A 14,275-nucleotide genomic window follows, 5' to 3' on the forward strand; every position below is an offset into this window, starting at 1 on the left:
CGGCGACCGCGAGAATAACGAAACCGCAAAGCATGATAATGCTCTGTTTTTTCATCAGAGTTTCCTTTTGCGAGCCAGAGTATAAACCGATGCACACTGCATCAGCATACTTAAACCTTAGCTAAACAAAAACAACGTTGTCATTCTCATAATATAGGTTAGATTTAATTTAGCCATTTTATGTTATTCGTCAGACGTTTCTTACGTAAATATGATATCGGTCATTACCTGCAGGAGGGGCTGCCTGCAAAATGCATGTCTTTTAATTGCGCCTTTATTTCATCGCTAAATGGCACGAGGTTTATATATGCTAAATAATGATAAGCATGATAAAGCGTTAGCTTTATCTGAGCGCCCCTGGTATCAGCGTAGTGTGGCAGAGATATTCTCCGAACTGCAGAGCTCATCAGCAGGATTATCCACCGCCACTGCGCAGGAACGCCTGCAGAAACACGGTCCCAATGCCCTTCCGCAAAAAGCTGAGAAATCGGCTCTGCTCAAATTCATCGCGCATTTTAAAGATGTGCTGATCTATATTCTGCTGGCCGCGGCGGTGATCACCGCGATCATGGGTCACTGGGTCGATACCTTTGTCATTATCGGCGTGGCCGTCATTAACGCCCTGATCGGCTTTATTCAGGAGAATAATGCCGAGAAGTCACTGAAAAGTATTCAGAACATGCTTGCCAGTGAAGCGATGTTGGTGCGGGATGGCAAACAGGTCACGGTCGCGACGCGCGATATTGTGGTCGGTGATGTGGTGATGTTACGCCCCGGCGATAAAATCCCGGCTGATCTGCGACTGTTTGAGGTCAATAATCTTCGGGTTGAAGAGGCGATTCTCACCGGGGAGTCGACGGTGGTGTCGAAGAACACCGATACGCTGAGCGGTGAAAAATCGCTGGGCGACCGTCTGAACCTGGCTTTTTCAGGCACTACCGTCAGTTCCGGCACCGCCGCAGGCGTGGTGATCGCCAGCGGCGGTGATACTGAGCTGGGCCATATCAACGAAATGATCAGCGGCATAAAAGAGGTTAAAACCCCGCTGCTGGTGCAGATCGACAAACTCGGTAAAGCGATCTTTTTCATCATCCTGCTGATGATGGTCGCCCTGTTTATCTTCGGCTATCTGCTGCGTGACATTCCACTGGGCGAGCTCTCGCTGTCCGTCATCAGCCTGGCGGTTGCTGCGGTTCCGGAAGGTCTGCCTGCCATTATCTCTATCATCCTGTCGCTGGGCGTGCAGTCGATGGCGCGGACCCAGGCGATTATCCGTAAGCTGCCGACTGTTGAAACCCTGGGCGCGATGTCGGTGATCTGCTCCGATAAAACCGGCACGCTCACCATGAATGAGATGACGGTGAAAGCGGTGGTGCTGGCGAAGAGCCGCTGGCGCGTCAGCGGAAACAGCTATGAACCCAAAGGGGAGATTGTTGCTGAGCAGGGCGACGCAAGTGGACTCTCTGCGGCACAGGATCCGCTGTTTCAGCAGTTCCTGCATGCGGTAGACACCTGTAATGAAAGCCAGCTGCGTCAGGAAAGTCAGGGACACTGGACTATTGTTGGCGGCCCGACTGAAGGCGCGCTGAAGGTGCTGGCGGCGAAGGGTCAGACGACACCTCAGCCGGTTGAGGTGGTGAGCAAGCTGCCGTTCGATTCCCTCTATAAATATATGTCGGTCAGCTGTGTTGCCAACGGCGAATCTTATGTGCTGCTGACCGGTGCGCCAGACGTGCTGCTGACGCTGTGTCAGCAGCAGCAAACGCCGGAGGGTGCAGAGCCGATAGACCGTGCGTACTGGGATGCCGCCATCACCACCTACGCCAGCGAAGGGCTGCGCACCGTTGCCGCCGCCTGGAAGAGAACCTCTGCACCCGTTACCGCGCTGGATCATGCCGATCTGAAATGTGACATGGTGCTGCTGGGTCTGGCCTGCATGATGGATCCCCCACGTCCCGAGGCGATTGCCGCCATTGACGAGTGCCAGAAAGCGGGCATTCGCGTCAAAATGATTACCGGCGACCATCAGGAAACCGCGATGGCGATCGGTCAGATGCTGGGAATCGGCAACAGCCAGGCTGCTATCACTGGCTACCAGCTTGAACACATGAGTGACGCCGAACTGGCCGAGGCGGCAAAAACCTATGACATTTTTGCCCGCACCAGCCCGGAACACAAACTGCGTCTGGTGAAAGCGCTGGAAGCGAGCGGCGAGATCGTTGGCATGACCGGCGACGGCGTCAATGATGCTCCGGCGCTGAAACAGGCCAACGTCGGTATTGCGATGGGTATTAAAGGCACCGAGGTGACAAAAGAGGCGGCCGATATGATTCTGGCCGACGATAACTTTGCCACCATCGCTGCAGCAGTCAAAGAGGGACGTCGGGTCTACGACAATCTCAAGAAAACCATCCTGTTTATCATGCCCACCAACCTGGCACAGGGTCTGCTGATTATTATCGCGATTCTGATGGGCAATCTGCTGCCGTTAACCCCGGTACAGATTCTGTGGATGAACATGGCAACATCCGCCACGCTGTCGTTTGGTCTGGCGTTCGAGCCTGCTGAAGCCAATGCGATGCGCCGGCCACCGCGCAATGTTAAAGCGCACGTGATGGACGCTTACGCTATCTGGCGCGTGGTGTTTGTCGGTCTGCTGATTTCAATCAGTGCCTTTGTGCTGGAAGCCTGGCTGCAACCGCGTGGCTACAGTGCCGAGTTTATCCGTACCGTGCTGCTGCAGATGCTGGTGACTGCGCAGTGGGCCTACATGCTTAACTGCCGTAACTCTGATGGCTTCTCACTGGATCGCGGTCTGCTGAAAAATCGCGGTATCTGGCTGGTGACGCTGGTACTGATTGTCCTTCAGGCGATCATTATTTATGTGCCATTAATGAACACGCTGTTTGGTACCCGTCCACTGCCGATCAACTACTGGCTGATTTCGCTGATTGTCAGTATCGCGATCTTCATCATAGTTGAGATTGAAAAACGCCTCACCCGCGCATGGCGGGTGAAGACGCCATCACTGAGTTAATTCTGTCTCCGGGTCCTGCTGCGGATAGCTCGCCAGCAGGACCTTTTTAATCAGATAGGTCAGTGGAATAGCCAGTATCCCGCCCGTAATCCCCAGTAACGCCTGCCAGAACAGAAACGCCAGCAACTGCGTGGTCAGCGCCAGATTGAGTCGCTTCCCAATCAGCAATGGTTCGATCACCGAACTCAGGCAGAGGTTCAGCACCACAAAGAAACCTGCTACCGCCAGCGCGATCTGTAAATCAAACATGATGTAACTCTGGATCACCGGCGGAATCGCGGCCAGAAAGGAGCCAAGCACCGGCACGTAATTAAAGATGAACATCAGCACGCCCCAGAAAAAGGCAAACTTCAGCCCGATCAGATGCGCACCGACGCCCACGATTAACCCGCCCAGAATACTGGTCAGCGTTTTCACTCTGGCATACACAATCACGCTCTGAATTCCCTCCTGCAGCGCCAGATAAAAGGCCTGATGTTTTCCCTTTACCCGCTGTTGCATTGCAGCTTTCAGCAGCGGCATCTCATAGAGCATAAACAGCAGCATCAGGAACACCATGATCCACCATGAGATGACGCCAGGGATTTGCGTCAGAAATGCAGTGACAATGCGCACTATTGCCCCTGCATCCACAAAGGTCAGCAACTGGTCGGGCGTCATACCGATATCAAGCCGTGCAAAGGCCAGCGTCAGCTGTTCAAGCCGGGCCGCCAGCAGCACGGGCGCCTGGCGGCTGAGCTGCATTAAATCGGGCGTCAGCACGGTTAACTTGAGGATAGTGACCACCATGATCAACAGCATCAGCATAATCACCAGCAGTGACGAGACGATGCGCGGTATGCGTTTGTTTTCCAGCCGGGTAATCAGGGGATCAAGCATGATGGCCAGTAACATTGCCAGCAGAACCTGATTGATCAGCGGTGCTGCCAGATAAAGGCCGGTCAGAATAATGGTCAGACAGGCGAGGATAAACAGCACGCGTGCCAGCGGCGGCCAGAGGGTAAACCAGCTCAGTCCCATGATTGGGCTCCTTCAGCAAAGATAAGCTGCAGTATAGATGAGGCTTAAGCTTCAGTGCCTTGCGTCAGGTCAGATGGGAAAGGGTCTGGAGAAAGGTTATGAAATGCGTATCAGCGTCTTGATGCATTGTTTAGCTGCAGGAAAATGATTTTCATTGCGGGACAAATCAGTCTATCTTTAAGGAAATGATCATTCTCTAATGGTGTTTGCGATGAACGATAACCGTTATAAAGAGCGGGGACGACCGCGGGCGTTTGATACCGATGCGGCACTGGACAGCGCAATGCTGGTATTCCGGCAAAAGGGCTATCACGCCACCTCGATCGGCGATTTGGGCCAGGCTATGCAACTCACTACCGGCAGCATCTATAAAGCTTTTACCGACAAGCGCACGCTGTTTGCAAACGTCTTTGCTCGCTATCTCTCAATGCGTAACAGCAGTTTAGCCGCGCGGCTGGCGCAATGTGAAAATGGCCGTGAGCAACTGGCGGCGCTACTCAATTTTTATGTGGATTCAGTGCGCGATGTCGAAGGTGAGCGCGGCTGTCTGGTGGCTGTCAGCGCCGTGGAGCTGCAAACTCTGGATGAGGAACTTGCCGGAGCCGTCAGCGCGGCGCTGATACGCAACCAGCATAATCTGCAGCAGATAATCAGCCTGGGTCAGCAGGATGGTTCGGTCAATCCTGCACTGGACAGGGACGCCACCGCTTCGCTAATGCTTTGCATTGTTCTGGGGATGCGGGTCGCCGGTAAAGTTGCTGCGACCCGGCCCGATGCCAGCATCATCCCCCTGGCGCTGAAGTTACTCGACTAAATTTTTTACTCATTAAGGAAGTGATCGTTTCCTTATTATCCGGAGGTTTCATGCACGTTTATCCACTCTACCAGCACCACTTTATTAACATTGACTCGCAGCGGCTGCACTACCTCAGCGCAGGCAGTGAACACGCTGAGGCTGTGGTTCTGCTCGCGGGTTTCCCGCAAAGCAGTTATGCCTGGCGGGAGGTTATCCCCCTGCTTGCCAGCCGCTTTCATGTGATCGCACCCGACCTGCCAGGGCAGGGTGATTCTGACTTTCCAGCCAGTGGTTACGACACTGACAGCGTAGCAGAGCGCATACTGGCGCTGCTGAACCAGCTGGGTATCGAACGCTTTCATCTGGCCGGGCATGATATCGGGGCGTGGGTCGCCTGGTCACTGGCGGCAGGCCATCCCGAAAAGGTTAGCCGTCTCGCGCTGCTGGATGGCGGCATTCCCGGTATCACGCTGCCTGACTTACTGCCAATGGTGGGTGATAGTGCCTGGAAAACCTGGCATTTTGGATTTCACTGTGTGGATGATTTACCGGAAGCGCTGATCACTGGCAGAGAGGCGATCTACCTCGACTGGTTTTTTAACCGTAAGTCAGCCAATCCACATCGCATAGATGCGGCGGCCCGTCATGAATATTTGCGCGTTTTTCAGCAGCCCGGGGCCTTGCGGGCCGGACTGGCTTTTTACCGCGCTTTTGCACAGTCGGCAGAGCAGAATCGACAGCGCGCGTTAAAAGGCAAACTGGCTTTACCGCTGCTGGCTGTCAGTGCCGACCAGGGATCGATACCCGATATGGCCACCCCGCTGCGCACCGTAGCGCATCAGGTTAGCAGTGAAACTGTTCTCAACTGCGGCCATTTTATTCCCGACGAACAACCCGAGAAATTAGCGGAAATACTGGCAGACTTCTTTATTCCCTCTCCGGATAAAAGCGAAATATCACCTCAGTGACAGTAGGTAAAGTAATGTCGTGTGGCGGATTATTAATATTATTGCTGATCCGCTGTTATCTCATACAGGTTTCCAATAAATAACACTATCTTATTGATTTTTAAGTATGTAGAGCAGGCTGTTGCGCGTTGCTTTCTGTCGCGTGCTGTGAATAAATAAACGGTCATCAACGTCCGTCATCAGGATGAGATTAAAATAGCGGTCGGCAGCAGAGTGCCGATCGCATATTGCCGGGGCTGCTATGAATCAGGAAAAAGCACGACTGGCCGGGGAAATAAAAGCCAGAGTTAATGAACTTGAATCGCAGTTAGTGGCGATTCGACGTGATATCCATGCGCATCCGGAATTAGGCTTTGATACGCTGCGCACCGCCAGTCTGGTCACAGACTATCTGCAGGCGCTGGGGCTCAATCCCCGCACCGGCGTTGGCCGCAGCGGTGTTGTGGTGGATATCGACGGTGCAGAGCCGGGTAAGACCCTGCTGTTGCGCGCCGACATGGACGCGTTGCCGATCCATGAGCAGACCGGTTTACCGTTTGCCAGCCGCTATCCCGGAAAAATGCACGCCTGTGGACATGATATTCACACCGCAACGATGCTGGGTGTCGCAACGATCCTGCCGCACTATCGTCAACAGCTCAAAGGCCGGGTCCGGCTGATATTCCAGCCTGCGGAAGAGACGCCAGAAAGTGGCGCTGAGGCGATGATTGCGGACGGTGCGGCAGATGGCATCGACTGGGCCGTGACCCTGCATAACAAGCCTGAACTGGCTGCGGGAGAAGTCGCCCTGACGCGCGGGGCCAGCACTGCCTCCAGCGATGAATTCGACGTTACGGTGCATGGCGTATCGACCCACGCGGCACGTCCGCACATGGGCACCGATCCGATCATCGCGACCGTGCATCTCATCAGCCAGCTACAGACCCTCATCTCGCGTGAACGCGATCCCGCTCACTCCGCCGTATTGACCATCGGGCACATTCAGGGTGGTACCACCCACAATATCATTCCCGATAGCTGCCTGTTTCAGGGCACCATCCGTACTAAGTCGCCGGAAGTACGCGCTGCAATGGAAACCTCGTTTAAACGGATGTGCGAAGGGGTGGCGCTGGCGCAAAACGTGCGGGTGGAGGTTAACTTCCATCGCGGCGTGCCGCCTCTGATGAATGACGATCGCCTGATCGATTCACTGGAACAGATTCTGTCGCATCAGTTTGATAAGCCTATCATCGCGCAGCCCAGCGCCAGCTTTGGAGCCGAAGATTTTTCACTGTTCACGGAACGGGTACCGGGCTGCCAGATTCATATTGGATCGGCCACGCCGGGCCGTGACGATCACCTGCATAACTCCGACTATCAGCCGGACGAACGCAGCATTACCGCCGGGACGCAGGCGCTGACCCGCCTTGCAATTGATTTACTCTCTTAATAATAAATAAATGAGGTTTATATGATGATGCGTAACCGCCTGTTCACGGCTTCTTTGACCGTGGCGCTGCTCGCCACTTCCGCGTTCAGCCAGGCGAAAGATTTCGGCACCCTGAAGTTTGCGACTGAAGCGGCTTATCCTCCGTTCAACCAGACCACCCCGAGCGGCAAAATCGTCGGCTATGAGCCGGATATGGTGGCGGAGCTGGCTAAACGTGCTGGCTTCAAATATGAAATCATCGCCCAGAAATGGTCGGGCATGATCCCAGGTCTTATCGACGGTAAATATGATGCGGTGATCGATGCGGTGACCGTAACGCCAAAACGTGCTGAAGCGATCGATTTTACCCATCAGTACACCGTCAGCGTCTCCAGCTTTGTGACTGCGAAAAAAAGCCCGCTGGCCACGCTGCCAGGCAGCGGCACGATTGTGACGGCGGATGATGACGCCGGCATGAAAAAAGCGATCGACGATCTGAAAACCACCTTCAAAGGGAAAACCATCGCGGTGCAGGTCGCCACCATTCAGGCGGATTTCCTGCAGAAATACCTGGGCGACGTTGCCACTATCCGCACCTATCAGGCGGGTCCTGAAACCTTCGCCGACCTGATGAATGGCCGGGTGGATGCCGTCATGGCGTCTCGTACCAACCTCAACGCCTTTGTGAAAAAACATGCTGAGGCGATCAGCAGCAGCGGCTATGGCTTCTCCGGTGGCGTGCTGGGCGCAGGCTCGGCGATTGGTCTGCGTAAAGGCAACAGTGAGCTGCAGCAGGTGCTGAATCAGGCGCTGGACTCCATGATCAAAGATGGGACGCTGAGCAAACTGTCGATCAAATGGTTTGGCGAAGATGTCGCGCCGAAAGCGTAACCGCTGATGCTGATGAATATTGACTGGCAGATACTGGGCTTCGGGGATGAGGGCTGGGGTGGCGTGCTGCTTAACGCCGCCGCCGTCACCGTCAGCGTGTCGTTATGCGCCTGGCTGCTGGGTGCGTTGCTGGGCAGCGTGCTCTGCTGGATGCAGATTGCCGGTTCACGCTGGCAGCAGCGACTGGCGGCAGGCTATATCACACTGTTTCGCGGCGTGCCGGAACTGCTGGTGATCTACCTCTTCTACTTCGGTGGACGACAGGTGGTCTCCACCGTGGGCACCGCGCTGGGCTTCCCGGGACCCTTCGATGTGAACGGCTTTGTGGCGGGCGCGATTGCCATCGGGCTGATCTCCGGTGCCTATCAGAGCGGGGTATTCCGTGGCGCTTTCTACGCCATTCCCGGCGGAACGCTGGAAGCGGCGACCGTGACCGGCATGGGACGGCTGATGATGTTTCGTCGCATTATCGTGCCGCAGGCGTTACGCACTGCGCTGCCCGGCATGGGCAACCAGTGGCAATCGGTGATCAAAGAGTCGGCGCTGGTCTCGGTAACCGGACTGGTGGAAACGATGAACCAGGTCTCCACCGCAGCCAACTCCACCCAGATGTCCTTTTTCTTCTACAGCGTGGGGGCGGTGATCTACCTGATTATCACCACCTGTTCCGATATGGTTTTCCGCTACGTGGAAAAGTTTGCGATGCGCGGTCAACAGCGCGTGAAGGGGTAAGGAGTCCACGTGGATATGATGTTTTTACAGCAGACGCTGCTGGCGCTGCTGAAAGGATTGCCGCTGACCATCAACCTGGCGCTGCTCTCACTCTTTGGCGGCGGCGTGCTGGCGCTGCTGCTTAACCTGCTGCGCATGACGCGTGTCTGCAGCGTTTTCTGTCGCTTCTACGTCTGGCTGTTTCGCGGTACGCCACTGCTGATCCAGATCTTTATGGTCTATTACGGCCTTGGCAGTTTACCGGCGGTGCGGGAAAGCCTGTTCTGGCCGCTGCTGCGCGATCCCTACTGGTGCGGCTTGCTGGCGCTGATTCTGAATGATGCCGCCTACACCTCGGAGATCCTGCGCGGCGGCCTGCGCGCGGTGAGTCAGCAGTCGCTGGAGGCCGCTAAAGTCTCGGGCATGTCGTCGTATAAAATCTTTACCCGCATCACCTTACCGATTGCGATTCGACAGGCATTGCCGGCCTACAGCAATGAGATCATCTCGATGATCAAAGCAACGTCGCTGGTCAGCACTATCAGCCTGATGGAGATGACCGGCATTGCCGACTCGATAGTCTCTTCCACTTTCCGGGCGCTGGAGGTGTTCCTGAGCGCGGCGGTGATCTACCTGATACTCACCATACTGGTCAGCAAAGGCGTATCGATGCTGGAACGACGCTTATCACCTTACTATTTTGGAGCACGCTCATGACCGCCCCTACCATCATGCTGAGTCATCTCAGAAAGAGTTATGCGGGACACGAAGTGCTGCACGACATCAGCCTGACCGCGCAGGATGGCGATGTGATATCGCTGATTGGTGCCAGTGGGTCGGGAAAAAGTACGCTGTTACGCTGCATCCCGTTTCTTGAAGTACCACAGGCAGGCGAAATTTCGGTAGGCGAGGTGAACGTCACCCTGGATAACGCCGACGAAAAACTGAGCCGCGAGCAGCGCCGTCGCATCAAGCTGATGCGAATGCAGCTCGGCTTTGTATTTCAGAGCTTCAACCTGTGGCCGCATAAAACGGTGATGCAGAACATCATTGAAGCGCCGGTTCATGTGCAGAAGCGCAGCCATAAAGAGGCGATTGAAGAAGCAGAAGCGCTGCTCCATAAAGTGGGACTCTATGCAAAACGCGACGCCTGGCCGTCGCAGCTTTCCGGCGGACAGCAGCAGCGTGTGGCGATTGCACGGGCGCTGGCGCAGCAGCCGAAAGCGATACTGTTCGATGAGCCAACTTCAGCGCTGGATCCGGAGCTGGTGGGCGAAGTATTGCGGGTGATCCGCAGTCTGGCGGAAGAGGGACGTACCATGATTATCGTCACCCATGAAATGGGCTTTGCACGTGACGTGTCGAACAAAGCGGTGTTTCTGCACCAGGGCATGATTGAGGAGTCCGGTTCACCGGAGCAGGTGTTTCTCGATCCGATCTCGCCACGCTGCCGCGCCTTTGTGAACAGCCACTTTGAGCGTAATGCAGGCTGAATTGGCATTCTGATAAGGCTGACGCGCGAAAATTTCATGTTTTGAGATCACAAAACCCCGGAAGATTTTCCGGGGTTTTTTACAGCAGCCAGACCACGTTATCCAGAACGATCAGCGCGATCTTACCCCCGGTCCTGAGACGATGCAGCAGCAGCAGGGCGGCCCGCTTCAACCATTGCCTGCCATTGCTGATAGCTGGGGCGGCTCTGGATTTTTGCATACCACGCTTTCAGGGCGCGACATTCGTCAGGAACAGCAAGATTCACCAAAGTCGCGAAAATCATTCCGCCGGTTACGGCGATATCCGCCATCGAAAATGTATTGCCCGCGACATAAGGTTGTGAGCGTAAAACGCCGTCAAAGTAGTGCATCCCTCTGATGGCCTTTTCACGCATCTTCGCACCCCATTCCGGATTCTGATAGAGCTCCACCTCCGGCCCCAGTCCTGCGGTGGCATGATGGAAATAGACGCTGACTGCATCAAGAAATTCGATCTCAGCCCGTTTGGTCATCATATGGATAACGCCTTTTTCTGCCGGCGTGATGCCAGTCAGAAGCGGATTGTCATCCAGCACATCGAGATATTGCGTAATGGCGGTGCATTCAGCGATCAGCGATCCGTCATTCAGCGCTAAAACCGGCAGGGTTCCTGAATAATTGATCGCTAAAAATTCAGGTTTTTTATGCTCACCTTTCCACAGGTTGACCGGAATAAATTCGACCTCAGAAACTAATCCCTTTTCCGCCAGGGCAATCCTGACCCGTGCAGGATAAGGGCCATCATACCAGTCATAAATCTTCAGGGCGGGGAGTGACGGAACTGCAGATGCATTGTGGATATCAGTCATGATTAAGTTACCTACCTGTCAATTGGTAGGTGTATTGTGATGCCGAACTTTTCTCCTGTCAACCCCTGTCTACCAGTTGGCAGGTAAATATTTTCCCCTTATAATGCGTCTTCACCTCCTGAAGGAAAACTGAGTTATGAGCCTGAACGCGCGTGAAGCCATTCTGGCCGCAGCAAAAAGTGCTGCCCAGAATCATGGCTATAACGGGATTAATTTTCGCAGCATCGCTGACGAGGTAGGCATCAAGAATGCCAGTATCTATTATCACTTCGCCAGTAAGGCCAATCTGGGAGCCGCGGTTGCCAACCGATACTGGCAGGATACGGCTGAGGATTTAAAGACTATACGCGAGCAAAGTGCCTCACCGGATGAAGCGTTGCAGCGCTATCCGCAGATTTTCCGCAAGTCGCTTGAAGATGCCAACCGGCTCTGTCTCTCCAGCTTTATGGCGGCGGAATATGAAGATCTGCCCGAGGAAGTGAAGCGTGAGGTTCAGTGTTTTGTCGATGCGAACGTCGAGTGGCTGACAGAGGTCCTTTGCGAAAAGTCGCCCGATAACCCGGAGAAAAATGCGCAGCGTGCGCTGGCAATCTACACCGCAGTTGCTGGCGCGCAGTTAATAGCCCGCACGCGCCAGGATATAACCATTTTTGATAACCTGATTGCGACCTATCAGGAGAGCGGCCTGATTCCGCTGTCACACTGAATTAAAACGACACCGCGCCTGAAAGAGATGCAGGCGTCAGCACTCAGAGCTTCAGGGCTATCAGTGAAAGCAGCAGTGAACATTCAGGGTTAAATCGCACTATGGCGCAAGCCGCCTGCCAGTTGTGTGAACACGTCGATCATCTTTGGCAGCGCCTTTTCCGGCTCGCTGCTGGAAGCGACCCACAGTGCGGCATTCAATGCCGCGCTGTTCAGCAGATGAGCGGCGGCATCGGCGTCGACCGGCTTCATTATCCCGCTGTCGATAATACGGGTAATCGTTTCACGCGTGGCTTCCAGGCAGCTGTTCTGGCTGGGCCATTGCGAGGGATCTCCCAGGAAAGCCGGGCCATCGCGCAGCACAATACGTTGTACTTCGTTATCCATTGCCATGCGGATGTAGGCGATGCCTTCAGCCACCAGCTTCTCCCACGCATCGCTCACCCCAGACGCTGCCGCTTTAGCCTGCTGGGCCATTTCGCCATCAACCTGTGCGACGACCGCCGCAAGCAGCCCCTTTTTGTCACCAAAATTGTGGTAGAGCGCCCCGCGTGTCAGACCTACGCTGGCCGTCAGTTCATCCATTGATGCGGCGGCAAAGCCTTTTTCGGCAAAGGCTGTGCGTGCTGCTGCAATCAGTTTTGCCCGGTTCTCTTCCATTGTTTCAGCGCGACGTTTAGCGGCCATACACTCTCCTTTCACATACGCGAGGTATATTAATTGACATACGCGACGTATGTGTGATTAATGTGACATACGCCGCGTATATTAAATCAAACTCGTGTGCGCTGCATCCTGCAATCCGCTAAAGGCTATCGAGGAAATTCTATGATCACCCGCGAACCCATTTTTCCTGCCAATCGTCACGCGCTCTATGAGCAGCATGGTTATTCAGCGGCTATCCGCTCAGGCGATCTGCTGTTTGTCTCAGGTCAGGTGGGCAGCCGTGCCGACGGCATGCCGGAGCCTGATTTTGCTGCTCAGGTAGAACGGGCATTTGAGAATCTGGCAGCCACGCTCGCTGCGGCAGGGTGTACCTTTGACGATCTGATCGATGTCACCACATTTCACACCGATCCGGAGCATCAGTTCGAAACCATCATGCAGATAAAGCAGCGCGTTTTTCCGCAGCCTCCTTATCCTAACTGGACAGCGGTGGGAGTGACGTGGCTGGCGGGATTTGATTTTGAAATAAAGGTGATTGCGCGCATTCCCGATCAACGGGACCAACGGAGCCTGTCACAGAGTGCATAAAGCATGAGTGGCAATCTGCCTGTCAGGCACTTTACTCCGGAGACGGGTGCTGCGATGACATGCCGGACGTTAAATATGCTGGCATTACAGACAGGGATGTCCCGCGCTGCATTTGCAAAACACTTTGGTCAGACGGTTGGAATTACGCCCATAGAATATCTGACGCAATGGAGGATGCTACTCGCCAGCGATCGTCTGCAAAATTCAGGCGAGACGATTTCAGGCATGTCTGCCGCGCTGGGATATGAGTCGGAGCGCCTTCAGAAAAGCATTTAAGCGTGTTACTGGCGCTCCACCAGGAAAGTAAATTCGTTCGAAAAAGTTTTGAAGGTTAATCGAAAACCCCATTAATTACGGCGGTCACGACAGCGGTGCTCAGGGCTATCAGCACAAGATTATCTCCGACGGCTCGCCATTCGTAACCAGGGTAATAGGGCAGCTCATTTAGCATTGATGCTGGCAAACTTTTTTTGGCGATACCCGGAGGCAAAGGTTTACCACGCGCAACTTTTTTAGCTATTCCTGGCGGCAAAGACTGATAGCCGACAAGGCCATAATTGACGGCAAGTTTACGTGCAAGAGAGTAGTTGATATCTGACTCGACGTGATCGGGTCGTCCAGCGTTCTTACGATTTCCATGTTTTTCTTTCGGACCCGCATTACCATGCCCCTTGTTTCCGTGCTCTCCGCTTTTGCCGTTATTAACCGGGTTTCCGCTATTACCATTACCCTGACCGCCACCACCGTTGCCGTTGCCCGGATTTGCGAAAACGGGCGCAGCAAGCACGGTACAAGATATCACCACCGCAAATGCGGCTTTTAAAGCGCGAGATTTGAGCATGTGATCTTTCCTTAATATTATTCAGTAATCTGAACCAGAAAATATAAAGCGATGTAAGGAGGTAACATGAGCTCAACCTCTTCACATTATTATGTCACCTGTTAGTTATTACCCAGCATTAAACGGCCGACAACCACATAGCAACCTTAAGAATTATCTCAAAGTAATCAAAGGAAAGCTGTACGGTGTTTTGATATTTCGTATAAATTTTATGCTGAAACCCTTGCTAACAATAGATAAATTTTCGGCTTTAAGCGAGGCGGAATACATTTTCGTTATTTTTATGCTGCTGCAATGCATTGT

15 protein-coding genes are annotated in these 14,275 nt (G+C 54.1%); 11 read left to right on the forward strand and 4 right to left on the reverse strand.

The window, feature by feature from the left end; all coding sequences use genetic code 11:
• Nucleotides 1–307: 307 nt before the first annotated feature.
• Nucleotides 308–3,037 (forward strand): cation-transporting P-type ATPase, encoded by a 2,730-nt coding sequence (locus OK409_RS21325; RefSeq protein WP_264367494.1) that lies wholly within the window; start codon nucleotides 308–310, stop codon nucleotides 3,035–3,037.
• On the opposite strand, the gene OK409_RS21330 is transcribed toward OK409_RS21325, so the two are convergent.
• A complete protein-coding gene (locus OK409_RS21330) occupies nucleotides 3,026–4,057 on the reverse strand; it encodes an AI-2E family transporter (RefSeq protein ID WP_052271293.1) in 1,032 nt (343 codons plus the stop codon). The genes OK409_RS21325 and OK409_RS21330 overlap by 12 nt on opposite strands.
• A 199-nt stretch (nucleotides 4,058–4,256) precedes the next feature.
• Between OK409_RS21330 and OK409_RS21335 the strand changes: the two genes are divergently transcribed.
• From OK409_RS21335 to OK409_RS21365, 7 genes are all read left to right on the forward strand, one after another.
• Nucleotides 4,257–4,871 (forward strand): TetR/AcrR family transcriptional regulator, encoded by a 615-nt coding sequence (locus OK409_RS21335; RefSeq protein ID WP_264367495.1) that lies wholly within the window; start codon nucleotides 4,257–4,259, stop codon nucleotides 4,869–4,871.
• Nucleotides 4,872–4,921: 50 nt separating this feature from the next.
• Complete coding sequence (locus tag OK409_RS21340; RefSeq protein WP_191921735.1) at nucleotides 4,922–5,821, forward strand: alpha/beta fold hydrolase; 900 nt, start codon at nucleotides 4,922–4,924, stop codon at nucleotides 5,819–5,821.
• Nucleotides 5,822–6,062: 241 nt separating this feature from the next.
• Nucleotides 6,063–7,250 carry a M20 metallopeptidase family protein gene (locus tag OK409_RS21345; RefSeq protein ID WP_264367496.1) on the forward strand — a complete coding sequence of 396 codons (1,188 nt, stop codon included), beginning with the start codon at nucleotides 6,063–6,065 and terminating at the stop codon, nucleotides 7,248–7,250.
• A 21-nt stretch (nucleotides 7,251–7,271) separates the two neighbouring features.
• Entirely contained in the window at nucleotides 7,272–8,120 is an 849-nt protein-coding gene (locus OK409_RS21350) for a transporter substrate-binding domain-containing protein (protein WP_022624593.1), read from the forward strand.
• 6 nt (nucleotides 8,121–8,126) lie between these two features.
• Complete coding sequence (locus tag OK409_RS21355; protein ID WP_176442685.1) at nucleotides 8,127–8,852, forward strand: ABC transporter permease; 726 nt, start codon at nucleotides 8,127–8,129, stop codon at nucleotides 8,850–8,852.
• A gap of 9 nt (nucleotides 8,853–8,861) precedes the next feature.
• Entirely contained in the window at nucleotides 8,862–9,548 is a 687-nt protein-coding gene (locus OK409_RS21360) for an ABC transporter permease (RefSeq protein WP_264367497.1), read from the forward strand.
• Nucleotides 9,545–10,324 (forward strand): ABC transporter ATP-binding protein, encoded by a 780-nt coding sequence (locus tag OK409_RS21365; RefSeq protein ID WP_187484569.1) that lies wholly within the window; start codon nucleotides 9,545–9,547, stop codon nucleotides 10,322–10,324. Before OK409_RS21360 ends, OK409_RS21365 begins: the two co-directional genes overlap by 4 nt.
• A 122-nt stretch (nucleotides 10,325–10,446) precedes the next feature.
• On the opposite strand, the gene OK409_RS21370 is transcribed toward OK409_RS21365, so the two are convergent.
• Nucleotides 10,447–11,172 carry a glutathione S-transferase gene (locus OK409_RS21370; protein ID WP_264367498.1) on the reverse strand — a complete coding sequence of 242 codons (726 nt, stop codon included), beginning with the start codon at nucleotides 11,170–11,172 and terminating at the stop codon, nucleotides 10,447–10,449.
• A gap of 136 nt (nucleotides 11,173–11,308) precedes the next feature.
• On the opposite strand from OK409_RS21370, the gene OK409_RS21375 reads away from it, so the two are divergent.
• Complete coding sequence (locus OK409_RS21375) at nucleotides 11,309–11,878, forward strand: TetR/AcrR family transcriptional regulator (RefSeq protein WP_010246772.1); 570 nt, start codon at nucleotides 11,309–11,311, stop codon at nucleotides 11,876–11,878.
• 89 nt (nucleotides 11,879–11,967) lie between these two features.
• On the opposite strand, the gene OK409_RS21380 is transcribed toward OK409_RS21375, so the two are convergent.
• Complete coding sequence (locus OK409_RS21380; protein ID WP_264367499.1) at nucleotides 11,968–12,564, reverse strand: TetR/AcrR family transcriptional regulator; 597 nt, start codon at nucleotides 12,562–12,564, stop codon at nucleotides 11,968–11,970.
• 141 nt (nucleotides 12,565–12,705) lie between these two features.
• Here OK409_RS21380 and OK409_RS21385 point away from each other — a divergent pair, with 141 nt between their 5' ends.
• A complete protein-coding gene (locus OK409_RS21385) occupies nucleotides 12,706–13,131 on the forward strand; it encodes a RidA family protein (RefSeq protein ID WP_264367500.1) in 426 nt (141 codons plus the stop codon).
• A gap of 75 nt (nucleotides 13,132–13,206) precedes the next feature.
• Entirely contained in the window at nucleotides 13,207–13,407 is a 201-nt protein-coding gene (locus OK409_RS21390) for a helix-turn-helix domain-containing protein (RefSeq protein WP_022624598.1), read from the forward strand.
• 55 nt (nucleotides 13,408–13,462) lie between these two features.
• Here the strand turns inward: OK409_RS21390 and OK409_RS21395 are convergent, their stop codons facing one another.
• The gene (locus tag OK409_RS21395) at nucleotides 13,463–13,972 is read right to left on the reverse strand and encodes an anti-virulence regulator CigR family protein (protein ID WP_022624599.1); all 510 of its coding nucleotides are present in this window, start codon (nucleotides 13,970–13,972) and stop codon (nucleotides 13,463–13,465) included.
• Nucleotides 13,973–14,275: the final 303 nt, after the last annotated feature.

The sequence above is a fragment of the Pantoea sp. RG18 genome (assembly GCF_025910075.1).
Lineage (GTDB): Bacteria > Pseudomonadota > Gammaproteobacteria > Enterobacterales > Enterobacteriaceae > Pantoea > Pantoea agglomerans.

Coding starts and splice junctions, on each gene's coding strand:
- OK409_RS21340 (WP_191921735.1), top strand. CDS start 4,922: ATGCACGTTTATCCACTCTACCAGCACCACTTTATTAACATTGACTCG.
- OK409_RS21335 (WP_264367495.1), top strand. CDS start 4,257: ATGGTGTTTGCGATGAACGATAACCGTTATAAAGAGCGGGGACGACCG.
- OK409_RS21385 (WP_264367500.1), top strand. CDS start 12,706: ATGATCACCCGCGAACCCATTTTTCCTGCCAATCGTCACGCGCTCTAT.
- OK409_RS21330 (WP_052271293.1), bottom strand. CDS start 4,057: ATGGGACTGAGCTGGTTTACCCTCTGGCCGCCGCTGGCACGCGTGCTG.
- OK409_RS21375 (WP_010246772.1), top strand. CDS start 11,309: ATGAGCCTGAACGCGCGTGAAGCCATTCTGGCCGCAGCAAAAAGTGCT.
- OK409_RS21365 (WP_187484569.1), top strand. CDS start 9,545: ATGACCGCCCCTACCATCATGCTGAGTCATCTCAGAAAGAGTTATGCG.
- OK409_RS21345 (WP_264367496.1), top strand. CDS start 6,063: ATGAATCAGGAAAAAGCACGACTGGCCGGGGAAATAAAAGCCAGAGTT.
- OK409_RS21380 (WP_264367499.1), bottom strand. CDS start 12,564: ATGGCCGCTAAACGTCGCGCTGAAACAATGGAAGAGAACCGGGCAAAA.
- OK409_RS21325 (WP_264367494.1), top strand. CDS start 308: ATGCTAAATAATGATAAGCATGATAAAGCGTTAGCTTTATCTGAGCGC.
- OK409_RS21370 (WP_264367498.1), bottom strand. CDS start 11,172: ATGACTGATATCCACAATGCATCTGCAGTTCCGTCACTCCCCGCCCTG.
- OK409_RS21350 (WP_022624593.1), top strand. CDS start 7,272: ATGATGATGCGTAACCGCCTGTTCACGGCTTCTTTGACCGTGGCGCTG.
- OK409_RS21355 (WP_176442685.1), top strand. CDS start 8,127: ATGCTGATGAATATTGACTGGCAGATACTGGGCTTCGGGGATGAGGGC.
- OK409_RS21390 (WP_022624598.1), top strand. CDS start 13,207: ATGCTGGCATTACAGACAGGGATGTCCCGCGCTGCATTTGCAAAACAC.
- OK409_RS21395 (WP_022624599.1), bottom strand. CDS start 13,972: ATGCTCAAATCTCGCGCTTTAAAAGCCGCATTTGCGGTGGTGATATCT.